Source organism: Rhizobium sp. 16-488-2b, assembly GCF_017741815.1.
GTDB lineage: Bacteria > Pseudomonadota > Alphaproteobacteria > Rhizobiales > Rhizobiaceae > Rhizobium.
In genome coordinates, this window is sequence record NZ_JAGHMF010000007.1 from 381,469 (window position 1) to 406,082 (window position 24,614).

The 24,614-nt window shown below is 60.7% G+C and carries 32 protein-coding genes and 1 pseudogene; 21 read left to right on the plus strand and 12 right to left on the minus strand.

What is annotated here, in order from left to right; translation table 11 throughout:
* Positions 1–51 precede the first annotated feature (51 nt).
* The 3 genes from J5286_RS08115 to J5286_RS08125 all read left to right on the plus strand — a co-directional run bounded on the left by J5286_RS08115 (position 52) and on the right by J5286_RS08125 (position 1,341).
* A complete protein-coding gene (locus J5286_RS08115) occupies positions 52–714 on the plus strand; it encodes a TetR/AcrR family transcriptional regulator (protein WP_209189965.1) in 663 nt (220 codons plus the stop codon).
* Positions 715–862: 148 nt separating this feature from the next.
* Positions 863–1,012: a hypothetical protein gene (locus J5286_RS08120; RefSeq protein WP_018900168.1), complete on the plus strand. Its 150-nt coding sequence runs from the start codon at positions 863–865 to the stop codon at positions 1,010–1,012.
* Complete coding sequence (locus tag J5286_RS08125) at positions 1,009–1,341, plus strand: DUF6105 family protein (protein WP_018900167.1); 333 nt, start codon at positions 1,009–1,011, stop codon at positions 1,339–1,341. The genes J5286_RS08120 and J5286_RS08125 overlap by 4 nt, the downstream gene beginning before the upstream one ends.
* On the opposite strand, the gene ruvX is transcribed toward J5286_RS08125, so the two are convergent.
* Entirely contained in the window at positions 1,278–1,772 is a 495-nt protein-coding gene (gene ruvX, locus J5286_RS08130; RefSeq protein ID WP_209189877.1) for a Holliday junction resolvase RuvX, read from the minus strand. The genes J5286_RS08125 and ruvX overlap by 64 nt on opposite strands.
* Positions 1,773–1,891: 119 nt before the next feature.
* On the opposite strand from ruvX, the gene J5286_RS08135 reads away from it, so the two are divergent.
* The 6 genes from J5286_RS08135 (at position 1,892) to J5286_RS08160 (ending at position 7,649) form a co-directional block, all read left to right on the plus strand.
* On the plus strand, positions 1,892–2,596 hold the full coding sequence (locus J5286_RS08135; RefSeq protein ID WP_209189878.1) for a metal-dependent hydrolase: 705 nt from the start codon (positions 1,892–1,894) through the stop codon (positions 2,594–2,596).
* Positions 2,597–2,717: 121 nt separating this feature from the next.
* Positions 2,718–3,005 (plus strand): Asp-tRNA(Asn)/Glu-tRNA(Gln) amidotransferase subunit GatC, encoded by a 288-nt coding sequence (gene gatC / locus J5286_RS08140; protein ID WP_018900164.1) that lies wholly within the window; start codon positions 2,718–2,720, stop codon positions 3,003–3,005.
* A 54-nt stretch (positions 3,006–3,059) separates the two neighbouring features.
* Positions 3,060–4,541 (plus strand): Asp-tRNA(Asn)/Glu-tRNA(Gln) amidotransferase subunit GatA, encoded by a 1,482-nt coding sequence (gatA, locus tag J5286_RS08145; protein ID WP_209189879.1) that lies wholly within the window; start codon positions 3,060–3,062, stop codon positions 4,539–4,541.
* Between the two features lie 113 nt (positions 4,542–4,654).
* Entirely contained in the window at positions 4,655–4,924 is a 270-nt protein-coding gene (locus J5286_RS08150; RefSeq protein WP_209189880.1) for a hypothetical protein, read from the plus strand.
* Between the two features lie 146 nt (positions 4,925–5,070).
* The gene (locus tag J5286_RS08155) at positions 5,071–6,165 is read left to right on the plus strand and encodes a glycosyltransferase (RefSeq protein WP_348529247.1); all 1,095 of its coding nucleotides are present in this window, start codon (positions 5,071–5,073) and stop codon (positions 6,163–6,165) included.
* Positions 6,166–6,179: 14 nt separating this feature from the next.
* Positions 6,180–7,649 (plus strand): ArnT family glycosyltransferase, encoded by a 1,470-nt coding sequence (locus J5286_RS08160; RefSeq protein WP_209189882.1) that lies wholly within the window; start codon positions 6,180–6,182, stop codon positions 7,647–7,649.
* Between the two features lie 40 nt (positions 7,650–7,689).
* Here J5286_RS08160 and J5286_RS08165 read toward each other — a convergent pair whose 3' ends face one another.
* Positions 7,690–7,947: a YjhX family toxin gene (locus J5286_RS08165; RefSeq protein WP_209189883.1), complete on the minus strand. Its 258-nt coding sequence runs from the start codon at positions 7,945–7,947 to the stop codon at positions 7,690–7,692.
* 307 nt (positions 7,948–8,254) lie between these two features.
* Between J5286_RS08165 and J5286_RS08170 the strand changes: the two genes are divergently transcribed.
* The gene (locus tag J5286_RS08170; RefSeq protein WP_209189884.1) at positions 8,255–8,761 is read left to right on the plus strand and encodes a GNAT family N-acetyltransferase; all 507 of its coding nucleotides are present in this window, start codon (positions 8,255–8,257) and stop codon (positions 8,759–8,761) included.
* Here J5286_RS08170 and J5286_RS08175 read toward each other — a convergent pair.
* Positions 8,758–9,063 carry a DUF1294 domain-containing protein gene (locus tag J5286_RS08175; RefSeq protein WP_209189885.1) on the minus strand — a complete coding sequence of 102 codons (306 nt, stop codon included), beginning with the start codon at positions 9,061–9,063 and terminating at the stop codon, positions 8,758–8,760. The two genes, J5286_RS08170 and J5286_RS08175, sit on opposite strands and share 4 nt — an antisense overlap.
* A gap of 147 nt (positions 9,064–9,210) precedes the next feature.
* Here J5286_RS08175 and gatB point away from each other — a divergent pair, with 147 nt between their 5' ends.
* The 5 genes from gatB (at position 9,211) to J5286_RS08200 (ending at position 12,805) form a co-directional block, all read left to right on the plus strand.
* Positions 9,211–10,716, plus strand: a complete 1,506-nt coding sequence (gatB, locus tag J5286_RS08180) for an Asp-tRNA(Asn)/Glu-tRNA(Gln) amidotransferase subunit GatB (protein ID WP_209189886.1) — start codon at positions 9,211–9,213, stop codon at positions 10,714–10,716.
* 63 nt (positions 10,717–10,779) lie between these two features.
* Positions 10,780–11,286, plus strand: coding sequence for a GNAT family N-acetyltransferase (locus J5286_RS08185; RefSeq protein ID WP_209189887.1), 507 nt, complete (start codon positions 10,780–10,782; stop codon positions 11,284–11,286).
* Between the two features lie 10 nt (positions 11,287–11,296).
* On the plus strand, positions 11,297–11,761 hold the full coding sequence (locus tag J5286_RS08190; RefSeq protein WP_209189888.1) for a GNAT family N-acetyltransferase: 465 nt from the start codon (positions 11,297–11,299) through the stop codon (positions 11,759–11,761).
* Between the two features lie 105 nt (positions 11,762–11,866).
* Positions 11,867–12,265 carry an NADH:ubiquinone oxidoreductase subunit NDUFA12 gene (locus J5286_RS08195; RefSeq protein WP_018900154.1) on the plus strand — a complete coding sequence of 133 codons (399 nt, stop codon included), beginning with the start codon at positions 11,867–11,869 and terminating at the stop codon, positions 12,263–12,265.
* A 108-nt stretch (positions 12,266–12,373) separates the two neighbouring features.
* Positions 12,374–12,805: a DUF2155 domain-containing protein gene (locus J5286_RS08200; protein WP_113010746.1), complete on the plus strand. Its 432-nt coding sequence runs from the start codon at positions 12,374–12,376 to the stop codon at positions 12,803–12,805.
* A gap of 10 nt (positions 12,806–12,815) precedes the next feature.
* Here the strand turns inward: J5286_RS08200 and J5286_RS08205 are convergent, their stop codons facing one another.
* From J5286_RS08205 to J5286_RS08230, 6 genes are all read right to left on the minus strand, one after another.
* Positions 12,816–13,745 (minus strand): DUF2167 domain-containing protein, encoded by a 930-nt coding sequence (locus tag J5286_RS08205; protein WP_209189889.1) that lies wholly within the window; start codon positions 13,743–13,745, stop codon positions 12,816–12,818.
* 67 nt (positions 13,746–13,812) lie between these two features.
* Positions 13,813–14,433 carry a leucyl/phenylalanyl-tRNA--protein transferase gene (gene aat, locus J5286_RS08210; protein ID WP_209189890.1) on the minus strand — a complete coding sequence of 207 codons (621 nt, stop codon included), beginning with the start codon at positions 14,431–14,433 and terminating at the stop codon, positions 13,813–13,815.
* 5 nt (positions 14,434–14,438) lie between these two features.
* Positions 14,439–15,785 carry an acetyl-CoA carboxylase biotin carboxylase subunit gene (gene accC, locus J5286_RS08215; RefSeq protein ID WP_209189891.1) on the minus strand — a complete coding sequence of 449 codons (1,347 nt, stop codon included), beginning with the start codon at positions 15,783–15,785 and terminating at the stop codon, positions 14,439–14,441.
* Positions 15,786–15,795: 10 nt separating this feature from the next.
* Positions 15,796–16,275 (minus strand): acetyl-CoA carboxylase biotin carboxyl carrier protein, encoded by a 480-nt coding sequence (gene accB, locus J5286_RS08220; protein WP_112941510.1) that lies wholly within the window; start codon positions 16,273–16,275, stop codon positions 15,796–15,798.
* Positions 16,276–16,293: 18 nt separating this feature from the next.
* Complete coding sequence (aroQ, locus tag J5286_RS08225; protein WP_047510061.1) at positions 16,294–16,731, minus strand: type II 3-dehydroquinate dehydratase; 438 nt, start codon at positions 16,729–16,731, stop codon at positions 16,294–16,296.
* 143 nt (positions 16,732–16,874) lie between these two features.
* On the minus strand, positions 16,875–17,633 hold the full coding sequence (locus J5286_RS08230) for a DsbA family protein (protein WP_209189892.1): 759 nt from the start codon (positions 17,631–17,633) through the stop codon (positions 16,875–16,877).
* A gap of 212 nt (positions 17,634–17,845) precedes the next feature.
* Between J5286_RS08230 and J5286_RS08235 the strand changes: the two genes are divergently transcribed.
* Positions 17,846–19,009 carry a pyridoxal phosphate-dependent aminotransferase gene (locus tag J5286_RS08235; RefSeq protein WP_209189893.1) on the plus strand — a complete coding sequence of 388 codons (1,164 nt, stop codon included), beginning with the start codon at positions 17,846–17,848 and terminating at the stop codon, positions 19,007–19,009.
* A 78-nt stretch (positions 19,010–19,087) separates the two neighbouring features.
* Here the strand turns inward: J5286_RS08235 and J5286_RS08240 are convergent.
* Together J5286_RS08240 and J5286_RS08245 are read right to left on the minus strand one after the other, a co-directional pair.
* A pseudogene (locus J5286_RS08240) lies at positions 19,088–20,091 on the minus strand (ketopantoate reductase family protein).
* Between the two features lie 77 nt (positions 20,092–20,168).
* The gene (locus J5286_RS08245; protein ID WP_026283302.1) at positions 20,169–20,381 is read right to left on the minus strand and encodes a hypothetical protein; all 213 of its coding nucleotides are present in this window, start codon (positions 20,379–20,381) and stop codon (positions 20,169–20,171) included.
* Positions 20,382–20,604: 223 nt separating this feature from the next.
* On the opposite strand from J5286_RS08245, the gene ftsZ reads away from it, so the two are divergent.
* From ftsZ to J5286_RS08260, 3 genes are all read left to right on the plus strand, one after another.
* The gene (ftsZ, locus tag J5286_RS08250; protein WP_051110811.1) at positions 20,605–21,636 is read left to right on the plus strand and encodes a cell division protein FtsZ; all 1,032 of its coding nucleotides are present in this window, start codon (positions 20,605–20,607) and stop codon (positions 21,634–21,636) included.
* A 194-nt stretch (positions 21,637–21,830) separates the two neighbouring features.
* The gene (locus J5286_RS08255) at positions 21,831–22,679 is read left to right on the plus strand and encodes an oxidoreductase (RefSeq protein WP_209189894.1); all 849 of its coding nucleotides are present in this window, start codon (positions 21,831–21,833) and stop codon (positions 22,677–22,679) included.
* 44 nt (positions 22,680–22,723) lie between these two features.
* Positions 22,724–22,924, plus strand: coding sequence for a hypothetical protein (locus tag J5286_RS08260; protein WP_018900141.1), 201 nt, complete (start codon positions 22,724–22,726; stop codon positions 22,922–22,924).
* Positions 22,925–23,004: 80 nt separating this feature from the next.
* Here J5286_RS08260 and J5286_RS08265 read toward each other — a convergent pair whose 3' ends face one another.
* Positions 23,005–23,331 (minus strand): hypothetical protein, encoded by a 327-nt coding sequence (locus J5286_RS08265; protein WP_018900140.1) that lies wholly within the window; start codon positions 23,329–23,331, stop codon positions 23,005–23,007.
* Between the two features lie 500 nt (positions 23,332–23,831).
* Between J5286_RS08265 and J5286_RS08270 the strand changes: the two genes are divergently transcribed.
* Together J5286_RS08270 and J5286_RS08275 are read left to right on the plus strand one after the other, a co-directional pair.
* Positions 23,832–24,008: a hypothetical protein gene (locus J5286_RS08270; RefSeq protein ID WP_209189895.1), complete on the plus strand. Its 177-nt coding sequence runs from the start codon at positions 23,832–23,834 to the stop codon at positions 24,006–24,008.
* A gap of 108 nt (positions 24,009–24,116) precedes the next feature.
* Positions 24,117–24,602, plus strand: a complete 486-nt coding sequence (locus tag J5286_RS08275) for a BON domain-containing protein (protein WP_209189896.1) — start codon at positions 24,117–24,119, stop codon at positions 24,600–24,602.
* Positions 24,603–24,614 lie beyond the last annotated feature (12 nt).

Sequence of the window (24,614 nt, forward strand, 5' to 3'; positions counted from 1 at the left end):
GGGGCGGTGTTGTTACTCACCGATGAGTGACACATGAAACCCGAGTCCCTGATGCTGAATGACCCCATGCCTTTGACCCCCATCGCGAGCGCACCGCAGGCCGAACCGGAAAAGCGTGTGCGTGACCGTGGCGCGACTGAAAAGGCGATCCTCAACGCCGCCAAGGCGCTGCTCGCGGAAGAGGGGTTCCAGAACTTCGGCATCAACGCCGTGGCCCGCAAGGCCGGCTGTGACAAGCAGCTGATCTATCGCTACTACGGCGGCCTGAATGGCCTTGTCGACGCGATCGGCGCCGATCTCGGCACTTGGGTGAAGGACCGTATTCCCGAGGACACAGGCGGCATGTTCCTGCTGACCTATGGCGACCTGATGGAACGCCTGTCGCTGCTCTTCCTCCAGGCGCTGCGCGACGACCCGCTGATGCGCCGAATCGTCGCCTGGGAGGTCTCCGAAAACACCGAGCAGGTTCGCCGCCTCTCCGAAGCACGTTCCAAGGCGCTGGCCGCTTGGCTGGAGCGCATGCGCGGCTCGCTTACACCGCCCAAGGGCGTCGACGCAGTCGCCGTCAACGCGGTTCTCATCGCCGCCATCCAGCACATCGTCCTCTCGGCATCGGCCGGCGGGCAGTGCGCCGGTCTGGCGCTGAAGGCGTCGAAGGATTGGGAGAAGGCGGAGCAGGCCCTCAAACGCATCGTTCGCGGCGTTTACGGCTGATTGGGCCGAAACTTTCCCACAGCCTCCCGCTTGGCTGTTAACCTTAACAAATGGTTTACGTTGCGCCGGAGTGTTTAAGAAGTCAGGCTACCAGACAGTTTCAAAGTTTGAGTTGTCTGGAACCATGCGAACCAAAATCGCGAGAATCATGTTCCTCGTTGCCGCGATGATGTTCTTTGCCGTGCTCGCGCTCGATATCGCGGTGCCGGCCCTGGTGCTGGGTTTGATGGCATTATCGACATGGCTGGTCTCGCTTGATCTGCCATTCGCAAAGCGACAAAGAGGGGCGACCGCATGAAGTGGTTCCTGATCTTCTGGGCCGGTCCGATCGTGTTTCTGGCGGGCTGGTACTGGCTATCCTACTACGACATGAGCTTCGGCATCTTCATGCTCACGCGTCAGGCCCATGACCTGACCTTCCAGGTCTACGCCAATATCCTCGGCATTCCGGCCGAAACCATCCCGCCGCTAGTCGCCCGCGCCGTCGTTGTCGATAGCCTCGTGGTGTTCGCCATCATGGCCTTCCGCAGGCGCAAGAAGATCGCCGCCTGGTGGCGGGGACGTCAGGCGTCCGGTTCTTCGAGCGCCGCCCTTCCAAGCAAGGACAGCCTGTCCAGAGCGCCCTGAAGAATGAAGCTCGCGGCCGCCGAATCGATGCGTTCAGCCCGCTTGGCGCGTGACACGTCCATTTCCAGCAGCGCCCGCTCGGCGGCAACCGTCGACAGCCGCTCATCCCAGTAGACGAAGGGCAGGGCCGTCTTCTGCTCCATGTTGCGCACGAAGGCGCGCGTGGCCTGGACCCGCGGTCCCGCCGATCCGTCCATATTGACAGGCAGGCCGATGACGAAGGCCGCGACTTTTTCCTTCTGGGCAAAGCCCAGAAGCACCTCGGCATCGATGGTGAACTTTTCGCGCTTGATGACCGGGCGCGGCGTCGAGAATCGCCGGCCGAGATCCGACATCGAAAGCCCGATCGTCTTGGTGCCGAGGTCGAGACCGGCAATTGCCTGTCCCGGCTGAAGTGCGGCCGCCAGTTCCTCGATCGTCAGCACCGTCATCGTCGTTTCATCCCGTCAAAAGAAATTGAAGCCTCGACCGCTTTTCTTTGCGGCGGTATCGGTTATCTCCATACCCATCGAAACAAGCTTTTGCATCACTTAATAAAAGGACAGATTTCATGAAGATCACTTGGCTAGGCCATTCCGCCTTTCGCATCGAGACCGCGAAGGCAACCATCCTTCTCGACCCATTCCTGACGCATAACGGCTCGTTCGCCGGCCAGGACATCAAGGACGTGACCGCTGGCGTCACCCATATCCTGCTGACCCACGGCCACGGCGACCACGTCGGCGACACCGTCGCCATCGCCAAGGAAACCGGTGCCGTCGTTCTCGCCAATGCCGATCTCGCCTCCTGGCTCGGCACCAAGGGCGTTTCGAAGATCGAGATGGGCAACACTGGCGGCACGGTTCCGCTCGGCGGCTTCTCGGCCACCTTCACCAACGCGCTGCACTCCTCCGCCCAGATCACCGAGGACGGTGTTTCCCACGCGCTCGGCAGTGCCAACGGCCTGATGCTGCACTTCGACGACGAAGCCTCGATCTTCGCCATGGGCGACACCGACATCTTCTCCGACATGGCACTGATCAACGAGTTGCACCAGCCCGACATCGGCCTCGTCCCGGTCGGCGACCGCTTCACCATGGGTGGTGCCGTGGCGGCACTCGCCTGCCAGCGCTACTTCAACTTCAAGACCGCGATCCCCTGCCACTACGGCACCTTCCCGATCATCGACCAGACACCGGAAAAGTTCGTCGCCGGCATGGAAGGATCGAAGACCGAGGTAAAGGCGATCAAGCCGAGCGAGAGCGTCGTTCTCTGACGCAATCGCACTTCGCCCCGACTTGAAAGGGCGGAAATCTGAATGAACGAAAGGCCATGCCCGTTGCACACAGCGGGCATGGCCTTTATAGCGTGTGGGAAAATCCCATCCGGAGAATATGATGTCCGTCGACCTAGCCACCGTTAAGCGCGTTGCGCGCCTTGCCCGTATTGCCGTCTCCGAAGATGAGGCAAACCGCATGGTCGGCGAGTTGAATGGGATCCTGGGCTTCGTCGAGCAGCTCTCCGAAGTCAATGTCGAAGGCGTCGAAGCGATGACCTCGGTCACGCCGATGCTGATGAAGAAGCGCACCGACGACGTCACCGACGGCAACAAGGCCGCCGATATCGTTTCCAACGCGCCCGTTACCGATCAGAATTTCTTCCTGGTGCCCAAAGTCGTCGAATAAGGCCTTCCGCCGCTTTCCGACCTCGTTGCCATTCAAGATTTGAAGCGAACCATCATGAGCGAACTCACCAGCCTGACCATTGCCGAAGCCCGCACCAAGCTGCGCGCCAAGGAAATCAAAGCGACCGAACTCACCGAGGCCTATATCTCGGCGATCGAGGCGGCCAACGACAAGCTCAACGCCTATATCAAGGTGACGCCTGAGAAGGCGCTGCAGATGGCCGAAGCCTCTGATGCCCGTCTTGCCAGCGGCAAGGGTGGCGAGCTCGAGGGCATTCCGCTCGGCATCAAGGATCTCTTCGCCACCGAAGGCATCCACACCCAGGCCTGCAGCCATATCCTCGACGGCTTCAAGCCGCATTACGAATCGACCGCCACGCAGAACCTGTGGGACGACGGCGCCGTCATGCTCGGCAAGCTGAACATGGACGAGTTCGCCATGGGCTCTTCCAACGAGACCTCGCATTACGGCGCGGTCATCAACCCCTGGCGCGCTGAAGGCTCGAACCAGCAGCTGGTTCCCGGCGGCTCCTCGGGCGGCTCGGCCGCTGCCGTTGCAGCCCATCTTTGCGCCGGCGCCACAGCCACCGACACCGGCGGCTCGATCCGCCAGCCGGCCGCCTTCACCGGCACCGTCGGCATCAAGCCGACCTACGGCCGCTGCTCGCGCTGGGGCACGGTTGCCTTCGCTTCGTCGCTCGACCAGGCCGGCCCGATCGCCCGCGACGTCCGCGACGCCGCCATCCTCCTGAAGTCCATGGCCTCGGTCGATGCCAAGGACACGACCTCGGTCGATTTGCCTGTTCCCGATTACGAAGCCGTGCTCGGCCAGTCGCTCAAGGGCATGAAGATCGGCATTCCGAACGAATACCGCGTCGCCGGCATGCCGGAAGAAATCGAAACGCTTTGGCAGCAGGGTATCGCATGGCTGAAGGATGCCGGCGCCGAGATCGTCAACATCTCGCTGCCGCACACGAAGTACGCGCTGCCGGCCTATTACATCGTGGCACCTGCCGAGGCGTCTTCGAACCTCGCGCGCTACGACGGCGTGCGCTACGGCCTGCGCGTCGATGGCAAGGATATTGCCGACATGTACGAGAAGACCCGCGCCGCCGGCTTCGGCCAGGAAGTCAAGCGCCGCATCATGATCGGCACATACGTTCTCTCGGCCGGCTACTACGACGCCTACTACATCCAGGCCCAGAAGGTCCGCACGCTGATCAAGCGCGACTTCGACCTCGCCTTCCACGCTGGCGTCGATGCCATCCTGACGCCCGCCACCCCGTCGTCCGCCTTCGGCATCGCGGATGAGGACCTGGCATCGGATCCGGTCAAGATGTACCTGAACGACATCTTCACCGTCACCGTCAACATGGCCGGCCTTCCCGGCATCGCGGTCCCCGCCGGCCTCGACCACAAAGGCCTGCCGCTCGGCCTGCAGCTGATCGGCAAGCCGTTCGAGGAAGAAACCCTGTTCAAGACGGCCCACGTCATCGAACAAGCCGCCGGCCGCTTCACCCCCGCCAAGTGGTGGTAAGCGGACTGAACATCAGAGACATGACGATCGCCGACCACATGCTGGTCGGCGAAGTCGGTTTTGCGGCAGGGAAGTCTCACGCCTCTTAGATGCGCCAAGTGGAGGAGAAGCTTATGGCATCGCAGATTGCAGCACTCATTGAGGCTTTCGACCGCCTGGCCGCCGCGGATTTTGTGATGGGAGCCGAATGGAAGGCCGTGCATGACATCAGCCAGGCCCACGAAGGCGAGCAGCCTTTCGATTGGGGCCACGCACTTTGTCACCGCATCGAAGGCGATACCTGGAATGCCGGTTACTGGTATCGGCTGGCGGGCCAGCCGGTTGCTAGGGGTTCGTTCGGCGATGAATGGACCGCCATGCGCCAAGCGTTGCTGGCCAGGTGAAAACGGCGCCTCAGCGGCGTTCCTCGAAGTGGTTATCCACCGCGATTTTACAGGTGTCGAAAGTATCCAAATTGCCGACGCCGATCATCGATGTATCTCGCTTTATTTTTGCTTAACGACCTGCTAGGTGCGGTTGCTTTCTATTGGTGGATCACGCTTTGCCTGCAAGTCGTATTTCTATTATCGCGCCGACATACAATGAGTCGGGAAACGTCATTCCTTTCATCGAGCGTACGAAAGTCGCCCTCCGTGACAAGGATTGGGAGATCATCTTCGTCGATGATAACTCCGCCGATGGTACGGCGCAGAAGGTATTCGACTATGCTGCGGATGATCCAAGGATACGCATAATCACACGCCTCAAGGATAGAGGCCTCGCAAAGTCGAGCATTCAGGGCATGCTGTCCGCAAAGGGCGGACTGCTCTGCGTGATGGACGTCGATGGTCAGCATGATCCTGAGGTGGTCAAGGAACTGGTCGATCGACTGAACCAGGATGATCTGCACATCGTCAGCGCCGCCCGCAGATTGGACGATGAGCGTCAGGCGGATGCCTTGTCGCCGGTGCGCAATACCTTGTCGAAGGTTGGCAACTGGCTGAGTAGCTTCGTTTTGGGGCGCCGACTGGTCGATCCGTTGACCGGCTTCTTCGTTATCAGGCGTGAGGTGTTTCTGCGTGTGGCACCGGAGCTTGGAGACGCAGGCTTCAAACTGCTTCTCGATATCCTCTATTCACACAAGGAACTGCGCCACGCCGAAGTGCCTTTTGATTTCCAGGCGCGGCTTAGCGGCGAATCCAAGCTCGACAGCTATGTTATCTGGAAATTCGTCACCTTCCTTCTTAGCAAGATGACCCGCGGCATCGTACCAGCGAACCTGATCTCCTTCCTGTTCGTAGGAGGGTCGGGCCTCTTCGTTCACTTGGCGGTTCTCTACAGCGCATTGGCGCTTTCCGTGCCCTTCATGGCGTCACAGACAGTGGCCACGCTGGTGGCTGCAACCAGCAACTTCCTGCTCAACAACTTGCTGACCTTCCAGGATCGCCGGCTGCGCGGCATGAACAAGTTTTGGGGCTATCTGAAGTTCCTGTTTGTGTCTTCCGTCGGGATCGTCGCCAATGTTTCGGCCGCAACCCTTGCCTATGAACGGCTGGTGCACGTTGTCTTCCTTGCCACGCTCGCGGGCATCGCGATCGATACGGTCTGGAAGTTCGTGATCGCCAACAAGTTCATCTGGAAATAGGCGAGGCGCACCCCATGCAGTCCAAGACCGTGGATGCTGCAAAGCCTCTCTGGATCATTCTTGCCATCGTCGTCTCCCTGCTGGTGCTGCGTCAGCTCATGCATCAATCGATGTTCTTTGACGGCGCCATCTACGCCAGCATCGCCCGCAATTTGGCTGAAGGCGTTGGATCCCCTTGGCGGCTGCAGTTTTCGGAGACCCTGTTCCCGGTCTTCTCTGAACATCCGCCCTTGATGATGTGGCTTGAGGCGATTGGCTTTCTTGTGTTCGGAGACACGATCGCGGTCGAGAAATGCTTCTCGCTGATGACACTGATCGTCAGCGGCTTCATTCTGCTGAAGATTTGGCAAAGGCTTCACGCGAGCGATCCGGAGCTTCGTTTGGCGGGCCCGATGGCTTTGGCCATGGCACTCGGCGCAGGACGTGTCAGCTGGGGCTTCACCAACGGTATGCTCGAAAACCTGCTGATCGTTTTCACGTCGCTTGCCGCCTATTGCGTCATCGTTGCCTATGATTGCGCAGATCGCGGGAAGGCCATGTTGCGTTCGATCCTGATGATCGCGGCAGGCATATTGGTGGCGTTGGCGCTGATGACCAAAGGCTTGGTCGGCCTGTTCCCTCTTGCAACGCCGGGAATATGGTGGCTGGCATTTCGTCGTCGAAGCCTAATCTCCGTCATCGCTGACACCGTGGTTATGACGGCGACAGTTGTCGTCTTCTTTGCAGTCCTCTGGCAGCTGGACGACGCCCGGGAGGCGATCCAGCGCTATCTCTCGATACAGCTGCTGCCGAGCCTCACTGGTCAGCGCGGCAGCGGTGGCGGCAACTGGAACGCCGTGCGTGCCTTCATACGTGTCAACGCCTATCCGGCGATCGTCACGCTCATCATCGTGCTCTGCGATCGGCGTTGGGGAAGCCGTGCCGAAGTACCGCGTGATGTAAGCCGGGCGCGGCGAAGAACCGCGACCTTCCTGGCGCTCATCGGTTTTTCCGCCTCGCTTCCCTTGCTCGTCAGCCCGCGCGTCGCCAGCTTCTACTTCAATCCATCGCTCGCCTATTTCGCATCGGCATTCGCGATTGCGAGCGCACCGATCGTTCTTCGAGCGCTTCAGGCGCTGAATGCGCGGTCATATCGGCGGCTGTCGCTAGGTTTGGCCGTGGCACTTGCGCTGAGCGTCGCTCTCGTCGGCTTCAACATCGGTCGCCCCGGGACGGATGCGGATACCATCGCCAACGCTGGGCGCATTGCCGATCACGTTTGCCCGGCATCGGGAACGTGCGAACGTACGATCACCGCCTGCGGGGCCAGCGCCGAGGACTGGGCGCTTTACAGCTATCTGGAGCGTCGGCATAAGATCAGCCTTGCGACCATGGACGCCGCCACCGGCAATCATGTCGTGGTGGACGATAGCTGCAGCGGTAAAGTGACCGGTTACAGTGACACCGGTCTCCAGCTTTCAAAATATCGCCTGCTTCAACGCTGAGGCGATAAAACGGCGCCACCTGAGCGGCGCCGTTTCCCTGTCATCGGTTGTCCAGCTGCGAGCGCACCAGCTGCAGCCCCCGTTCGGTGATCCGATACGGCTGTCCGGTCTGCGACCTGATCGCCTTCAGCCGTTTGAGCCTTCGGAAGAGCTCGAGGTCGAAGCCGGGGTAGAGCCAGCCGTCGCGGGTGAGGCAGTTGACGGCTTCGATCTTCTTTTTGTCGTCGCGTTCGATTTCGATGCGGCCGCCTTGGGCCAGCAAGTGCAAGATGCGCTGTTCCGCGCGTGAAATATCCATGGAGATATTGATCCGGTCTCGCGCCGTTTAAGGCGCACAAAAACGATCTGGCGTCCGCGTTGGACGTCAGGGCTTCGTTCTCGTCGGGCCCATGCGCGCAAGAAAACTTGCGGGCAGGGCCTTTACCGGGTCTCTGATTGCGATCTCAACATGAGGGTTTGATAGGCTTCGGCCCCGTCGGCGTCAAGGTCGGCGTCGAGCAAGCCCCGTCTGCTGCAATGCAGGACAAGGCTCGCCTGACGTTACGGAAGGCTTTGAGATGGCCTGATTCGGTGGTTTACTTTCCTCGGTGTTTCGGAGGTTCTGATTGATCACTATTCGCAATGCCCATGAGGGCGAAGCCGAGGTTTTGAGCGAGATCGGCCTGCGCGCCTGGCAGAAGGCCATGGCGCCGATCGGCGAGGCGGATGCGATGGCGTCGGCCGCCCGCAGCGCCTTCATGAACTCCGCCGAGACCCGTTGGCTCACCATCACCGTCATCGAATGGAACGGCCACACGGCCGGATGGGCCGCGCGCGAAAATCTTGACGAAACGATCTCCGACTTCTGGATCGATCCGTCATTCACCGGCCATGGCCTTGGCTCGGCTCTGCTGCAGTCGATCGAAAAGGAAGTGGCGGAGCAGGGACTCGACAGCGTGATGATGCAGACGCACGCCGAAAACAACGAGGCGATCACCTTCTTCAAGAAGAACGGCTATTCAATTCACTGGCTGTCGGTCGCCTATAATCCCAAGCTCGACCGCGATGTTCCCTCGGTCGGACTATCGAAGCCGGTATCATCGCAGGGCGAGGGACCTTACGGAGCTTTCTAGATCAGCCCAAGCATCCTCGCCGTGATTGCTGCTATGAGCGCGATCACGGCAAACAGATGAAAGCCGCATATCGCCATCAGGTCCGAGCGAAACGGCTCCTTGCGGGTCTTGTGGCGCAGCAGTTGCTGGGCGCTCACCGCGCCGGGGCTTCCGGCAAGGAAGGCAAGCGTCAGGAGGGTCTTTTCGCTGATGCGCCACTGCCCATAGCGCGCGGCCTGCTTGTCGACGAAGTAGATCGTAAACACCAGCCCGTTCCAGGCTGTGAACAGTCCGATGATTTTGGCGATATCGGCGAGAAGCATTGGCGAAGTTTAGCGGCGGCCCGTTAACAACCGAAAAATGCCGGCTGCACGGGTCGCAATGCCCGGGACCATGCCGAAAGCCTTGCACCGGCAAGCCATTTCCGTTACCTCACCAGTTGAATAAGATAGCCTCAAAAGAGCATTTCCATGACCCTTGTCGACGTTCGCACGCCTGATCCGAAACGCTTCATTCCCGGCGCCACTGGCGATTGGGAAGTCATCATCGGCATGGAAGTCCATGCGCAGGTGCTGTCCAATTCGAAGCTGTTCTCCGGCGCTTCGACCGAGTTCGGCAAGCCGCAGAATTCCAACGTCTCGCTCGTCGATGCCGCCATGCCCGGCATGCTGCCTGTGATCAACGAGGAATGCGTCGCCCAGGCGGTCCGCACCGGTCTCGGCCTGAAGGCGCAGATCAACAAGCGTTCGATCTTCGATCGCAAGAACTACTTCTATCCCGACCTGCCGCAGGGCTATCAGATCTCGCAGTTCAAGGATCCGATCGTCGGCGAGGGCCAGATCGTGATCTCGCTCGGCCCGGATCGCCAGGGCCAGTTCGAGGATATCGAGATCGGCATCGAGCGCCTGCACCTGGAACAGGACGCCGGCAAGTCTCTGCACGACCAGCACGCCACCATGTCCTATGTCGACCTCAACCGTTCGGGCGTCGCCCTGATGGAAATCGTCTCCAAGCCGGACATGCGTTCGTCGGATGAGGCCAAGGCCTACATGACCAAGCTGCGCTCGATCGTGCGCTACCTCGGCACCTGCGACGGCAACATGGACGAAGGCTCCATGCGCGCCGACGTCAACGTCTCCGTGCGCCGCCCGGGCGAGGGCTTCGGCACGCGTTGCGAGATCAAGAACGTCAACTCCATCCGCTTCATCGGCCAGGCGATCGAATACGAAGCCCGCCGCCAGATCGCCATCCTCGAGGACGGCGGCGTGATCGACCAGGAAACCCGCCTGTTCGACGCCGGCAAGGGCGAGACGCGCTCGATGCGCTCCAAGGAAGACGCGCACGATTATCGCTACTTCCCCGATCCCGACCTGCTGCCGCTCGAATTCGATGACGCCTATGTCACGGCACTCGCAGCCGATCTGCCCGAGCTGCCCGACGACAAGAAGGAGCGCTTCGTGCGCGAACTCGGTCTGTCGATCTACGATGCCTCCGTGCTCGTGTCGGAGAAGGCGATCGCCGATTATTTCGAGGCCGTTGCCGAAGGTCGCGATGGCAAGATGGCGGCCAACTGGGTCATCAACGACCTCTTGGGCGCCTTGAACAAACTCGGCAAGGATATTGAATCGACTCCGGTTTCTGCGGCTCAGCTCGGTTCGATCATCGACCTCATCAAGGCCGAGACGATCTCCGGCAAGATCGCCAAGGACGTGTTCGAAATCGTTCTGAGCGAAGGCGGCGACCCGACCGAGATTGTCGAAAGCCGCGGCATGAAGCAGGTCACCGACACCGGCGCCATCGAAAAGGCCGTGGACGAGATCATCGCCGCCAACCCGGATCAGGTCGCCAAGGTTCAGGCCAAGCCTGCTCTCGCCGGCTGGTTCGTCGGCCAGGTGATGAAGTCGACCGGCGGCAAGGCCAACCCGCAGGCCGTCCAGGCTCTGGTCAAGGCCAAGCTCGGCATCGTCGAGGAATAGGTCATCCGGCATCGCCGAAAAGTGTGAAGCGGTTTTCGGATAGCCGATGCCGGAAGGAAGAAAATGGTCTACTTCGTCCGCACCGCCAGCGAGCGCGATCTCGACAAGGTTCGCGCTCTCCTGGTCGAAACCTTTCATGCGACCTACGACGCGCTGCTCGGCGCCCCGAAGGTTGATGAACTGGTCTCAACGCTCTTCTCGCCCGCGGCGCTAAAGACGCGCATGGCAAACAAGAATGCCGAATTTCTGGTGGCCGATGACGGCAAGGAAATCGGTGGCGTCGGCTATGCTGCCATGTCCGGCGAAATGACGAAGACGGTCATTCTGCATCTGCTTTACGTGCGCCACTCGCTTCAGCGCGAGGGTATCGGCCGCGATATTTTCGCCGAGCTCGAAACCTGCTTTCCGGCGGCCGAGATCATGCGGCTCGAGGTCGAGCCGCGCAACGAGGCGGCGATCACGTTCTATCACCGGCTCGGTTTCGCCGATGTCGGTCAGAGCGAAAACAATGGCCCCGGCCAATCCGGAGTACCGGCGCTGATCCTCGAAAAACCGCTCGCCAGCTACTGAGACGTTTCAAATGGCCAAAGAGATCATCATTCGCGAAGCCCGCCTGGACGATCTGAAGGCATTGATCGCCATGTTCGCTGCCGATGATGTCGGTGGGCACGGCGATACGGTTTCCGAAGACGCGCTGCCGGATTACGAGCGCGCGTTTAAGACTATCGCGGCCTCTCCCGACCAGACGCTCTTCGTCGCCGAACTCGCCGGCGAAGTCGTCGGCACCTTACAGACCGTGATCACCACGACGCTGACAGGCCGCGGAACGTCTTTCATGATCATCGAAGCGGTGCAGACGCGCGGCGACATGCGCGGGCAGGGCATCGGCGCCCGGATGATCGAATTCTGCATCGAAAAGGCGAGGGCGCGTGGCCTTCCGCGCGTGCAGCTCATCTCCAATGCCAAGCGCAAGGATGCCCATCGCTTCTATGAGCGGCTCGGTTTCGAGCCCTCGCATCTCGGCTTCAAGATGGCGCTGAAATGAACCCTTTTGCCTTCGGAATCACTGGACAACAGGCGCTGCTGGCGGCATAAGCGAAGGATCGAATTCTGGTCCCGCTTGCTCCCAAGGCAGGCACAAGGAAAAGACATGAAAACTCTCCTCCTGCAAATCTTCACCTGGTGGAACGGTCAGACGATCGGTACCCGCTTCGCGACCTGGCGTTTCGGCAAGCGCGTCGGCGAAGATGAATTGGGCAACGTCTATTACGAAGGCGGCACCACCTCCTTCGGCCTTCCGCGCCGTTGGGTGATCTACAAGGGCTACGCGGACGCATCGGCGATCCCGCCGGGCTGGCACGGCTGGATGCACTACCGCACCGACGTACCTCCGTCCAAGGAGACCTATGTCGCCAAGGAATGGCAGAAGGGACACCGCGCCAACCCGACCGGTTCGCCGCAGGCTTACCGCCCGCCGGGTTCGCTCGCCGTTGCCGGCGAACGTCCGCGCGTCACCGGCGACTACGACGCATGGACGCCCGGCAGCTGATATAGCAGCCAGTCCGGCCCGGTTTTTGGCCACAATTGACCTATACCCGCAGAACGGCCGCAGACACTGCGGCCTTCTATTTTTGAAATGCGGTGGAGACGGAAAGATATGAAGCTTCTCACGCGGAACCCCGTCCTGCGTGCCGCCGGCATTGCCCTGGCGCTTGGCTCGTCCTTTCTGCCGCAGACGGTTCTGGCCGCCCGCATCGACAATCCTGTCGCCGTCTTTTCCGGCCTCGACAAGATCACCGGCCGCATCACCACATTCGACGTCTATGTGAACGAAACGGTGCAGTTCGGCGCGCTGCAGGTTACGCCGAAGGCTTGCTATTCACGGGACCAGAGCGAAGTGCAGAAGATCGACGGCTTCGTCGAAGTCGACGAGATCACGCTGGACCGCAAGATCCGCCGCATCTTTACCGGCTGGATGTTCGCCGACAGCCCCGGTCTCAACGCCGTCGAGCACCCGATCTATGACGTCTGGCTGAAGGACTGCAAGGCGACGTCGGACGTGCCTGCGCCCGACGCCAAGACGAACTAACCCTCTGCGATCACGCCGAGGGCTTCTTGCGGGAGAATTGTCCCTTTAGGGCCCGCAATAGCGCTGCTCCCGCGACAAGAACAATCACGCCGGCCTTCTTGAAGAAAACGGCTGCCATTGCGAGCAGTCCGACTTTGGCCGCGACCTTTGCGCCGGCTCCGGCCGCGATCATGCCCGCCATACCATAGGCTGCCAGCTTGTCTCCGCTTTCATAGTCCTTGTAGGTCTTGCCGCTGTCGAATTTGACCATGGTCAGGACGTCTGGGACGGCTGACTGAATTTCCTTCAGCTGGTCCATTCCCGCCACGAAATTGAACATGAAGACGCCTTCGCGCCCAAAGACGCGCACGGAATAGTTCAGTGTGTGCGGCTGACTCATGTCGTCGCCGAAGATGAGATCGCGCGCCCAATGCAGCGCATGCGCGGATTGGTCGTAATGCGGGGGCGACGCCCAGCCGACGAGCGTGATCTTCTCGAAACCCTGCTTCTCGCGTTCCGGATTGGTTTCCGCGATCGAGTCCTTGATGTTCCGGAGCAGCTCGTCGTAGTCGGTGGATGCAGCATCCACGTCGGTGACATAGCCGTCAGCACTATATTCGACGACAGAGCCCCATGATTCGCCCTCAACCGGAGCGTATTTGGCGGGGAAGACCATTCCCATCGTTCCTTCGCCCGCTTGCGGCGGATTGCCCCAAATGTCGACGATCACGCGGCGTGCGTCGGCCGGGCTGAGATAGTAGAATTCCTCGGGAATATTGAGGGTGGCGTTCGCGCCCGGAATCTTGATCGCGCCTTGCTGAAAGTCGATCTTTTCCAGGATAGCCTTGTCGGCATCCCCGAAACGATCCGCACCCGGAAACATCTCCTGATATGGTTTCGCCTGAGCCAGCGTTGCTGCCAGAACGAAAACGGATGTCAGTGCGGCAATTTTCAACTTCATGAACAATACTCCCGTTAAAGGCGCGACCATATGCGACTTGGGAGTAACGTCAACGTGAAGGTGTATTTTACTGTGCAAAAGACAGATGCGGCGAACCCATCGCCTTGGCGAGCATGTGCTCGTACTCGTCCTTCGGAACGTCGATGGCGCCGAAGGTCTTCAGGTGCTCGGTGGTGAACTGGGTGTCGAGCAGCACGAAACCCTTCTCCTTCAGCCGCTCCACCAGATGCACGAGGCAGATTTTTGAGGCGTCCGTGCGCCGCGAGAACATGCTCTCGCCGAAGAAGGCGGCACCCAGCGACACGCCGTAAAGCCCGCCCACCAGTTGGTCGCCGTCCCAGGCCTCGACGGTATGGGCGTGTCCCATGCGGAAGAGCGATGCGTAGAGCGACCTTATCGTCTGGTTGATCCAGGTGCTCGGGCGACCTGACGTCTCCTCCGCGCATGCCGCGATCACAGCCTCGAAGTCATGGTCAAAGCGGATCTCGAAAGGTTTGCGCCGGACGGTCTTGGCGAGGCTTTTGGAGACGTGGAAATCATTGAGCGGCAGAACGCCGCGAAGATCGGGCTCGACCCAGAAGATCTCGGGATCATCAGCCGATTCGGCCATCGGGAAGAGGCCGATGGAATAGGCGCGCAGGAGAATTTCCGGTGTGATGCCTGGAGATTTCCTGCGCGACCCGGCCATTGCGGTTAAGCCGGCTTGCTGGCCAGATAATTTTCCAGCCAGTGGATGTCGTAATCGCCGTTGGCGATGTCCTGGTTGTCGACCAGATCCTGGAAGAGCGGCAGCGTCGTCTTGATGCCGTCGACCACGAACTCGTCAAGCGCACGACGCAGACGCATCATGCATTCGACGCGGGTGCGGCCGTGCACGATGAGCTTGCCGATCAGGCTGTCGTAATAGGGCGGGATCTTGTAGCCCTGATAGACACCCGAATCGATGCGAACGCCGAGACCGCCAGGTGCATGGAAATGCGTGATCGTGCCGGGCGAGGGCACGAAGGTGCGCGCGTCCTCGGCGTTGATACGGCATTCGATGGCATGGCCATGGAAGTGGATCTCATCCTGGGTGACCGACAGACCGCCGCCGGAGGCGACGCGGATCTGCTCGTGCACCAGGTCTATGCCGGTGATCGCTTCGGTGATCGGATGCTCGACCTGAAGACGGGTGTTCATTTCGATGAAATAGAACTCGCCGTTTTCGTAGAGGAACTCGATCGTGCCGGCGCCGCGATATTTCAGCTTCTTCATGGCGTCGGCGCAGACCTGGCCGATCTTCATGCGCTGTTCGACGTTGAGGGCAGGCGAGTTGGCTTCTTCCCAGACCTTCTGGTGGCGGCGCTGCAGCGAGCAGTCGCGTTCACCGAGATGGATGGCATTGCCTTCGCCGTCACCGAACACCTGGATTTCGATGTGCCGCGGCTTGCCGAGGTACTTTTCCATGTAGACGGCTTCGTTGCCGAATGCGGCAGCCGCTTCGGTACGGGCCGTCGACCAGGCCTCGATCACGTCGTCAGCGCTCTTGGCGACCTTCATGCCGCGTCCGCCACCACCGGCAGTCGCCTTGATCAGCACCGGATAACCGATTTCGGCGGCCGTCTTGATGGCCTCTTCCTCGGTCTTCACTTCGCCGTCGGAGCCGGGAACCACGGGGATGCCGAGTTCCTGCGCCGTCGTCTTGGCGGTGATCTTGTCGCCCATGATGCGGATGTGTTCCGCGGTCGGGCCGATGAAGGTGATGCCGTGCGCTTCGAGGATCTCGGAGAACTTGGCGTTCTCCGACAGGAAGCCGTAGCCGGGGTGTACAGCGTCGGCGCCGGTGATCTCGCAGGCAGCAACGATCTGATGAATGTTCAGATAGCTGTCGCGCGACGGCGGCGGGCCGATGCAGACGCTTTCGTCGGCCAGGCGCACATGCATGGCGTCGGCATCGGCGGTCGAGTGAACGACGACGCAGGGAATGCCGAGCTCCTTGCAGGCACGAAGCACGCGAAGGGCAATTTCCCCGCGGTTGGCGATGAGGATTTTCGAGACCATGACGTCCGCCTTATTCGACGACCACGAGAGCTTGGCCGTATTCGACGGGGCTGCCGTCCTCGACAAGAATTTCAACGACCTTGCCCGACTTCGGGGCAGGGATCTGGTTCATCGTCTTCATCGCTTCGATGATGAGCAGCGTCTGGCCTTCCTTGACCGTCGCGCCAACTTCGATGAATGCGCGCGCGCCCGGAGCCGGTGCCATGTAGGCGGTGCCGACCATCGGAGCGGAAACCGTGTTGGCCGGGTTGCGGGCCGGTGCGGCGGAAGCGGCAGGCGCTGCTGCGGCCGGAGCTGCAATCGCTGCCGGAGCGGCGGCGTAAGCAGGGGCAGCCATCGGCGCCTGGATATACTGTGTGTTGCCGGCGCGCGAAACGCGGATACGCAGATCGTCCTGCTCGACTTCAATCTCGGTCAGATCCGTGTCGTTGAGGATGTTCGCGAGATCGCGGATCAGTGCCTGGTCGATACCGTTCTTTTTTTCAGCCATGAGTTTTGCCCTGTCTTTTTATGCGGTGACGTTCTTTAGCGCATGGAGCGCCAGAATGTAGCTATATGGTCCGAAGCCGGCGATGACACCCTTTGCAGCGGGCGCGATCATCGACTTGTGGCGAAATTCTTCCCGCGCATGCACGTTGGAGATATGGAGCTCTACAACGGGAATGGAAATGGCGCGGATCGCATCATGTAGCGCAACCGATGTGTGCGTGTAGGCGCCGGCGTTGATCGCAACGCCGATGGCCTTGTCGCCGGCTTCATGCAGCCAGTCGACGAGCTGACCTTCATGGTTGCTTTGACGGAAATCGACATCGACGCCAAGCTCTCGCCCGGCCGACTTGCAGTCCGCCTCGATGTCCTGAAGCGTCTTGCCGCCGTAAATGCCGGGCTCTCTTTTGCCGAGCATGTTCAGGTTTGGCCCGTTCAGGACGAAAATGGTTTGCGTCATCGAGTGTTCCGTCAAATGTGCGAGGGCAACCTATAGACTCACCAAAGGCTTAATGAAAGCCCTTTGGACAAGGCATCAGGAATCGCGCCACATTGTCCACATGGCTGAAGCACCGGGATTTTGGCAATTTGATGGGGCTTGGCTCAGCAGCTGGTCTTGCCGCAGGTCCGCATGTTCTTGACCTTGGTCTCGAGGTCGTCATAGCCGACTGCGCCCTGCACCAGCTCGTTGCCGATCACATAGGAGGGCGTGCCTGTGATGCCGAGGTTCTGCGCCAGCGAGTAGGTTTCCTGCACGGAAGCGTCGCTCGGGCTCTTGGCCATCTCCGCCCGGATCTGCTTTTCGCTAACGCCGAGAGACTGGGCCGCTTCGATGGCGCTCGCCTCGTCGGCGCGTCCGTCGCTGCCGAGCAGGGCGACGTGGAACTTGCTGTACTTCTCAGGAGCGATCTTGCGGAAGGCATCGGACACCTTGTGGGCGGCAACCGATTCAGGTCCGAGGATCGGGAATTCCTTGAGCACGAAGCGGACGTTCGGGTCCTTCTTCAGCATAGTCTGCATGTCGGTCAGCGCGTGGCGGCAGTAACCGCAATTGTAGTCGAAGAACTCGACGATCGTGACGTCGCCCTTCGGGTTGCCGATCGTCATGTCGTATTTGGAATCGAAGATCGTCGCCTTGTTTTCCGAGATCGTCGCATTGGCCTTCACCAGGCGCGCGGTCTCCTGCTTCTTCTGCAGGGCGTCCTGCACGTCGAGCATGATCTCCGGGTTCTCAATCAGATACTGCTTGATGAACTCGCCGAACTCCTTCTTCTGCGCATCATCGAGTGCAGCTGCCGGCTGGGCGGAGGCTACGGAGGCGGTCAGCGCGAGCGCCGTGAAGATTTTCGGGAGAATGGCCATGATATCCTCGTCTTTGCAGGTGATTTTGGTCGTTCAATGCTTCGGGTATCACAGTCCCATGATCGGAACGCAATGCGAAGCAACAAAAATACGGCGCATTCCGGCGTATTGAAACAGGAATTCTCGTGTTCGTTATCTGGTCGCGGGATTGTGAAGATCTCACTAATGCGGCATTTGTCTGGCCGCAAATCGAAGTCGAAAGAGCAGAGTAATTGTTTTCCATTTCCAAGCGCAGTGCAGTCGAGCCGTTTCACGCAATGGATGTTTTGGCGGAAGCGACGCGGCGGCGCGCAAGTGGCCGACCGGTGATCTCAATGGCCGTTGGCCAGCCCTCGCATCCGGCTCCCCGCGCCGCACTCGATGCTGCAAGGGCAGCGCTGGATGACGGCAGGATAGGCTACACCGATGCGCTGGGGACTGTGAGCCTGAAGCAAGCGCTTGCAGCGAATTACCGTGAGCGCCACGGCCTAGACATCGATCCCGCGCGCATCGCGATCACGACAGGCTCATCCGCCGGCTTCAACCTCGCATTCCTGTCGCTCTTCGATGCCGGTGATGCGGTTGCGATCGCCCGGCCCGGCTATCCCGCATACCGCAACATCCTCGGCGCGCTCGGCCTGCGGGTCATCGAGGTGCCCGTCACCGCCGAAACGCATTTCACGCTGACGCCCCAGAGCATCGAGGCGGCCCAGAAGAAAAGCGGCGTCCGCGTGAAGGGCGTTCTGCTCGCAAGCCCGGCAAACCCGACCGGCACGGTGACGGGCCGCCAGGCGCTCGCGGAATTGGCGGAATACTGTTCGGCCAATTCGATCGCCTTCATTTCCGACGAGATCTATCACGGCCTCACCTTTGCGGGCGAGGAGACGAGCGCGCTCGAACTGACCGATGAAGCCATCGTCATCAACTCGTTCTCGAAATATTATTGCATGACCGGCTGGCGCATCGGCTGGATGGTGCTGCCCGATCGTCTCGTGCGCCCGATCGAGCGGGTCGCCCAAAGCCTCTACATCTCTGCGCCGGAGCTATCGCAGATCGCCGCGACCGCAGCGCTTGGCGCTTCCGCCGAGCTCGATGTCTACAGGGCAAGCTACGCCGCCAACCGGGACTTCCTGATGCGGCGTCTCCCGGACATGGGCCTTACGATCGCCTCGCCGATGGATGGCGCCTTCTACGCTTATGTGGATGTGACGCGCTTCACCAACGACAGCATGGAGTTCGCCAAGCGGATGTTGACCGAGATTGATGTTGCCGCCACGCCGGGCCTCGATTTCGATCCGCTGGAAGGACATCGCGCCATGCGCATGTCCTACGCCGGCTCCGAAGCTGAGATCGCCGAGGCGGTCGATCGCATGACGGGCTGGCTCAAAGCGAGCTGATTTCAAGGCACTGCAGGCGTTTCCGGACTCATTTTCTGAGCGCCTTGAAAGAGCATTGTGAAGAGGGAGGCCGGCCATTTAGGCCGGCTTGCAGTTCTCGCGATCAAGCTGCGAAACCATCGCAAGCAAGGTTTCCGAAACCGGCGTCGGCACAGAAGTCAGCCTGCCGAGTGCCACGACCATGCCGACCAGCGGCGTGATCTCAAGCGCCTTTCCGGCAAGCAGGTCTTGCAGCATCGAGGTCCGGACAGGGCCGATCTGGCTGGCCTGCTCAAGGCGCTCCTCGACCGACATGCCCACATTGGCACCCAGCGCCTCGCCAACGCCCTTGACCTCCTTCATCACCTTGCCGATCTGGTCGGTGACGGCCACGTCGGCCATGAGGTCGGACATGGTGGAGCGTGTCAGCGCGCTGATCGGATTGAACGACGCATTGCCCATCAGCTTGCTCCAGATGTCGTTGCGGATCTCCGGTGACAGCGTGATGTTGAGATCGGCCTTCTGCAGCAACGCCTGAATAGCCTCAAGATCGCTCGTGACCTCGCCGGAGGGCTCGCCTAGAATGAAACGTCCCTTGTTGCTGAGATTGATATGACCGGGCTGACTGACCTCCGCGCCCTGATGCGCGACGCAACCGATGACGCGGTGCGGGCCGACAAGGCGCCAGAGCGCACCGCCTTCATCGAGCTCCTCGAATTGCAGTTCGGCGAATTCAGGGTGGTCGTCGCGGTGGAAATACCACCACGGAATGCCGTTGAGGATCATCAAGACGCGCGTATGGCCTTCAACAGCTTTGCCATGCCCTCGGCGGCGGCGCTGAGCTGATGTCCCTTGAGACCGGTAATGACCAGATCCTGCGGCGGAAGATCGGCCGGATTGTCCGTGGCCATTACCTTCACGTTGATCGGCGTCTCGGCGCCCGCTTCATGCAACGTCAGACCGTCGCGGCGGATGGCATCAAGATGCGCGCCGCGCGCGATGACCGACACCGTGACATCGCTTCCAAGCAACGCCGCGATCTTGGTCGCGATCATCCCGCCCAGCGCGCCGGCGCCAAAAATGCAGATGGTCTTGATGGTCATGAAATCCTATCTCCGCAATCACTTGAAAGCGGTAGAGATAGGCCATCCGGCCTCGAAGGCGAATGATTTTTTGGTGTTCAGCGATCGCCCGGCAGCAACTCGCTGCGACGCAATTCGTCGATCGCGCTCACCGCGTCCTCTGCCGACCAGCCGGCCTTCAGAGCAGCGGAAATCATCCGCAACTCGGCCTCGGCCTCGATCTGCAGGAAGAGCGGCTCCAGCGCTTCCTGAGCGGTCACGACATGGTCTTTCGGAGGGGCTATCGACTGGCTGGAAGCGAGCATAGGCATCTGCGCGGTACTCCTCTCTTTTTGGGTAGGCGGGCTTTCTTTTTAGCTGGCTTGAATCGACCTAATGCGCCAACCTCAAAAAAGGTTCCGGATAAATTTTAGAAAAGCCTGCATCTTGTTCTTTCGCCCCGCCTCTGCCTTCTTGCGCCCATAGGCTGATGCGCGATTCGGGTCCCGATAAAGCGGTAGAGCCCACGGAAGAATGCGCACGAAGGAGATTGCGATGACGAACGCCAAGCCCGGGATTTCCGAGATGCGGCCCAGAATTTCGGTGATCGGCGTTGGTGGTGGTGGCGGAAACGCCATCAACAACATGATCGCGGAAAGCCTCGAAGGTGTTGAATTCATTGCCGCAAATACCGATGCGCAGGTGCTTGCCACGTCGAAGGCCTCGCGCCGCATCCAGCTTGGCGCGCATGTGACCGAAGGCCTCGGCGCCGGTTCGCTGCCCGAGATCGGCCGCGCCGCCGCTGAAGAATCGATCGACGAGATCATGGATCACCTGGCCGGCTCGCACATGTGCTTCGTCACCGCCGGCATGGGCGGCGGCACTGGCACGGGTGCCGCACCTGTTATCGCACAGGCGGCCCGCAATGCCGGCATCCTGACCGTCGGCGTCGTCACAAAGCCCTTCACCTTCGAAGGCAACCGCCGCATGAAGACGGCAGATGCCGGCATCGAAGCGCTGCGCCAGGCTGCCGATACCGTGATCGTCATCCCGAACCAGAACCTGTTCCGCATCGCCGACGCGAAGACCACCTTTGCCGACGCCTTCATGACCGCCGACCGCGTGCTGTTTGCTGGCGTCGGCTGCATCACCGACCTGATCGTCAAGGAAGGCTTGATCAACCTCGATTTCGCCGACGTGAAGTCGGTCATGCGCGGCATGGGCCGCGCCATGATGGGCACCGGCGAAGCTTCGGGCGAAGAGCGCGCGATGAAGGCGGCGGAAGCCGCGATCGCCAATCCGTTGCTCGACGACATCTCGATGCGCGGCGCCAAGGGCGTGCTGATCTCGATCTCCGGCGGCTCCGACATGACGCTGTTCGAAGTCGATGAAGCCGCAAGCCGCATCCGCGACGAAGTGCAGGACGATGCCGATATCGTCGTCGGCGCGATCTTCGACCGCAATCTGGATGGCAAGTTCCGCGTCTCCGTTGTCGCCACCGGCCTCGATGGCGCTGGTGCCGGCGTCGCTCCTGTTCAGCAGGGCGCGACCATGGTCCCGGGCCTGCCGCCGCGCACGCTGCAGTAAGCACAACAAAAACTTGGTCCGATCCGGCCGCGTGCTCCTGCGAGCGCGCGGCTTTTTTGCGTCTATTGGCCGCAACGTCCCGCCAATTCTGGAAAAACCAGTCGGACGACCCTAGATCAAAAGGTGCCCCCAAGACGCCCCGGAATACATCCGAGGGCGCTTTCAATTTCAGACGAACATTTCAGGAAAACACCATGTCTCAAGATAAGAATCCCGTCTGGTTCATCACCGGTTGCTCGACAGGCTTCGGCCGTGAACTGGCGAAACTCACCATCGCCCGTGGCTGGCCGACTGTCGTCAGCGCCCGCAACAAGGCTCGCGTCGCCGATCTCGTCACCGGCCATGAGGGCAATGCGCTCGCCGTCGATCTCGATGTGACCGATACCGCGCAGATCACCGCCGCCGTAAAGGCCGCCGAGGAGCGCTTCGGGCGGATCGACGTCCTCGTCAACAATGCCGGCTATGGCTATCAATCGCCGATCGAGGAAGGCAGCGACAGCGAGATCCGCGATCAGTTCGAGGCCAATGTCTTCGGCCTCTTCGCCATGACCCGCGCCGTTCTGCCCGGCATGCGCACGCGCCGACGCGGCCATGTGATCAACATCACCTCGGTGGCCGGCTTCATCGGCTTTCCTGGATCCGGCTACTACTCGGCCAGCAAGCACGCGGTCGAGGGCATGTCGGATGCGCTTGCCGCCGAAGTCGCGCCGCTCCGCATCAAGGTCACCTGTGTCGAGCCCGGTCCGTTCCGCACCGATTGGGCCGGCCGTTCGCTGCGGCAGACCGAGAGCAAGATCGCCGATTACGCGGAGACCGCGGCCGCGCGCATGCGTCAGACGGCCGGTTACAGCGGCCAGCAGCCGGGCGATCCAGTGCGCGCCGGCGAAGCGATCATCAAGATCACCGAGGTCGAGAAAGCGCCGCGCCATCTCGTGCTGGGCGAATTCGGCTATGGCGCAGTCACGGCCAAGCTGAAGGAGCGACTGGCGCTGATCGAGGAATGGAAGGATACCAGCCTCGGCGCCGATTTCCCTAAGTCTTGAGGCTCGCGCTCTAGCATGAACAGGGTGCTGTAGAGGAGGATGTGATGGTGAAGCTCGTCTATGGCCTTGAAGGCTTGTTGATCCTCGCCGGTCTGATCTGGATGGGGCAGGGCAGCGGCTATTTTCCGTATCCGGCCGAAAGCTTCATGATCGACCAGACGCCCTGGATTTATTGGGGCGCGCTTGCGGTTGCCGTCGGCCTCATTCTAATCGTGCTGACCAAGAGCCTGCGCGGCAGGCGTTAAGCGGCGCCCAAAACAAATTCGCCGGCTGGAGGGGCCAGAAAACCCCCGCCAGCCGGCGATAATCGATCGCGTGGAAGCGTTCAAGCGCGGCGCAGACGCGCCTCGGGCAGTTCAGGCCGGGTGCCGTCAGGCGCGCGCAGACCGCGATGCTTGCTGACGAAAATCCACTCGACATTGCCCGGCTCGAACGGCCGGCGCGGATTGCGCAGCGCCAGGCGGCGCTCGGACAGGCTGCGGGGCAGGGTGTCGATCATGTCGTTCATGAACGTGTCGAGACACTCTTTCCAGCGGGGCGAAACGGCGACATCGACGCCGCCGTAGCGATGAAAATCGGGGTGTTTGCGGGAGTAGCATGCGCCGATCATCCAGGCATGCTGCTGTTTCAGAAAACGCTCTTTAATGGTCATTCGCAGTCTTTTTCATTCCTTGGCGTCAGCGACTCCCTAGCCGTCGAAGCGAGCGATGTTGATCGGCCGTTCCGCTGTCCAGGTGCCATCCGCACGCTGATATTTTGTTTGCAAACCGGCTGCCGATCAAACGATCGATAAGCGACCTGGGGCCGCCGCCGGTGCCTCTACACGAGTAGGAAAGGTGGCCGATTGAACGCCGTCGAAGCCTGAGCTGGGACGCCATTACGTTCGGCGACGTGCTACCTAGTCGACATTGATTGTTCCTTCAAGGATTTTCCTGAAACAATTTTGCATGGCTGCCAGTCGCGGCGAAAAAACGGTAGCAGCGCCCTCATCGGCTCGCGCCATGGGCGTGAATTTTGCTCGTGGCTGACTTGAGGCTGTATATGTCAGCCGAGGTCAGGGGATGCGAAGCCGAATGCGCTTGCGCGGCGAGGGAACGCTTCATAGGCTCGCTGCGTTGATGGATTCGTTCAACGCTTTTCAGTAGGAATCACATGCGCGCTCAATCGAAGCCGTTCGTTGTTGAAATCAAGACTTCCCGCCGTACCGATCGCAGCAAGGAAAAATCCATCTGGGGCAATCTCGACCTCTCCGCCGTCGCGCAGGAAGTGGCCGATGACGTGCCGTTGTCGGCGGCGCCAGTGATCGCCGACGCGAAGAGCGCGCGGTAAGCGTTCCGCGCTACGCTCCAGCGCTGCGTGATGCGTTAATCCAGCCATCCATGGCGAACCATCTGCCTCCTTGGGCGTTGTTTGAAAACACGCTGAAGGAGAAGATCGATGCCAATCAACGATGATGGAAAGAAGCCGCTGTCGCGCAGCGAGGACTATCGCGACTTCGAAGAGCGCAATATCGACGACGGCTGGCCCTATGCGGACAGAACGGACGCCGCGTCGGCATCGCCTGAAAATCGAGCCTATGGTGAAACGCCCGCCAATTTCGACAGCAGCGACAATCCAGGCTTCCGCATCGACGGCATAGACCGCGATGGCAACGAGAACCGGCTGAAGGATTCGCTGCGCGCCGACACGATCGACCGCGATGACAGCGACGATCTCGAAGCGCGGGTCACCGAAAACATCGAGAACGTCCCCGAAGTCGACATCGACAGCATCGAGGTCCATGCTAACGGCCATGTCGTCACGGTCGAAGGCTCTGTCGAAACGATCGGTATCGCCCGCAAGGTCGAACTCGCCGCCTCCTCGGTAGATGGCGTCCACCATGTACGGAACAGGCTGCACACGACGGGTGTGGATGCGCATTGATAATTTGCGCCC

What these genes read in the sequence shown, in the direction of transcription:
- J5286_RS08115 (WP_209189965.1), top strand. Translation starts at nt 52, where the DNA reads ATGCTGAATGACCCCATGCCTTTGACCCCCATCGCGAGCGCACCGCAG.
- J5286_RS08120 (WP_018900168.1), top strand. Translation starts at nt 863, where the DNA reads ATGTTCCTCGTTGCCGCGATGATGTTCTTTGCCGTGCTCGCGCTCGAT.
- J5286_RS08125 (WP_018900167.1), top strand. Translation starts at nt 1,009, where the DNA reads ATGAAGTGGTTCCTGATCTTCTGGGCCGGTCCGATCGTGTTTCTGGCG.
- ruvX (WP_209189877.1), bottom strand. Translation starts at nt 1,772, where the DNA reads ATGACGGTGCTGACGATCGAGGAACTGGCGGCCGCACTTCAGCCGGGA.
- J5286_RS08135 (WP_209189878.1), top strand. Translation starts at nt 1,892, where the DNA reads ATGAAGATCACTTGGCTAGGCCATTCCGCCTTTCGCATCGAGACCGCG.
- gatC (WP_018900164.1), top strand. Translation starts at nt 2,718, where the DNA reads ATGTCCGTCGACCTAGCCACCGTTAAGCGCGTTGCGCGCCTTGCCCGT.
- gatA (WP_209189879.1), top strand. Translation starts at nt 3,060, where the DNA reads ATGAGCGAACTCACCAGCCTGACCATTGCCGAAGCCCGCACCAAGCTG.
- J5286_RS08150 (WP_209189880.1), top strand. Translation starts at nt 4,655, where the DNA reads ATGGCATCGCAGATTGCAGCACTCATTGAGGCTTTCGACCGCCTGGCC.
- J5286_RS08160 (WP_209189882.1), top strand. Translation starts at nt 6,180, where the DNA reads ATGCAGTCCAAGACCGTGGATGCTGCAAAGCCTCTCTGGATCATTCTT.
- J5286_RS08165 (WP_209189883.1), bottom strand. Translation starts at nt 7,947, where the DNA reads ATGGATATTTCACGCGCGGAACAGCGCATCTTGCACTTGCTGGCCCAA.
- J5286_RS08175 (WP_209189885.1), bottom strand. Translation starts at nt 9,063, where the DNA reads ATGCTTCTCGCCGATATCGCCAAAATCATCGGACTGTTCACAGCCTGG.
- gatB (WP_209189886.1), top strand. Translation starts at nt 9,211, where the DNA reads ATGACCCTTGTCGACGTTCGCACGCCTGATCCGAAACGCTTCATTCCC.
- J5286_RS08185 (WP_209189887.1), top strand. Translation starts at nt 10,780, where the DNA reads ATGGTCTACTTCGTCCGCACCGCCAGCGAGCGCGATCTCGACAAGGTT.
- J5286_RS08190 (WP_209189888.1), top strand. Translation starts at nt 11,297, where the DNA reads ATGGCCAAAGAGATCATCATTCGCGAAGCCCGCCTGGACGATCTGAAG.
- J5286_RS08195 (WP_018900154.1), top strand. Translation starts at nt 11,867, where the DNA reads ATGAAAACTCTCCTCCTGCAAATCTTCACCTGGTGGAACGGTCAGACG.
- J5286_RS08200 (WP_113010746.1), top strand. Translation starts at nt 12,374, where the DNA reads ATGAAGCTTCTCACGCGGAACCCCGTCCTGCGTGCCGCCGGCATTGCC.
- J5286_RS08205 (WP_209189889.1), bottom strand. Translation starts at nt 13,745, where the DNA reads ATGAAGTTGAAAATTGCCGCACTGACATCCGTTTTCGTTCTGGCAGCA.
- aat (WP_209189890.1), bottom strand. Translation starts at nt 14,433, where the DNA reads ATGGCCGGGTCGCGCAGGAAATCTCCAGGCATCACACCGGAAATTCTC.
- accC (WP_209189891.1), bottom strand. Translation starts at nt 15,785, where the DNA reads ATGGTCTCGAAAATCCTCATCGCCAACCGCGGGGAAATTGCCCTTCGC.
- accB (WP_112941510.1), bottom strand. Translation starts at nt 16,275, where the DNA reads ATGGCTGAAAAAAAGAACGGTATCGACCAGGCACTGATCCGCGATCTC.
- aroQ (WP_047510061.1), bottom strand. Translation starts at nt 16,731, where the DNA reads ATGACGCAAACCATTTTCGTCCTGAACGGGCCAAACCTGAACATGCTC.
- J5286_RS08230 (WP_209189892.1), bottom strand. Translation starts at nt 17,633, where the DNA reads ATGGCCATTCTCCCGAAAATCTTCACGGCGCTCGCGCTGACCGCCTCC.
- J5286_RS08245 (WP_026283302.1), bottom strand. Translation starts at nt 20,381, where the DNA reads ATGCCTATGCTCGCTTCCAGCCAGTCGATAGCCCCTCCGAAAGACCAT.
- ftsZ (WP_051110811.1), top strand. Translation starts at nt 20,605, where the DNA reads ATGACGAACGCCAAGCCCGGGATTTCCGAGATGCGGCCCAGAATTTCG.
- J5286_RS08255 (WP_209189894.1), top strand. Translation starts at nt 21,831, where the DNA reads ATGTCTCAAGATAAGAATCCCGTCTGGTTCATCACCGGTTGCTCGACA.
- J5286_RS08260 (WP_018900141.1), top strand. Translation starts at nt 22,724, where the DNA reads ATGGTGAAGCTCGTCTATGGCCTTGAAGGCTTGTTGATCCTCGCCGGT.
- J5286_RS08265 (WP_018900140.1), bottom strand. Translation starts at nt 23,331, where the DNA reads ATGACCATTAAAGAGCGTTTTCTGAAACAGCAGCATGCCTGGATGATC.
- J5286_RS08270 (WP_209189895.1), top strand. Translation starts at nt 23,832, where the DNA reads ATGCGCGCTCAATCGAAGCCGTTCGTTGTTGAAATCAAGACTTCCCGC.
- J5286_RS08275 (WP_209189896.1), top strand. Translation starts at nt 24,117, where the DNA reads ATGCCAATCAACGATGATGGAAAGAAGCCGCTGTCGCGCAGCGAGGAC.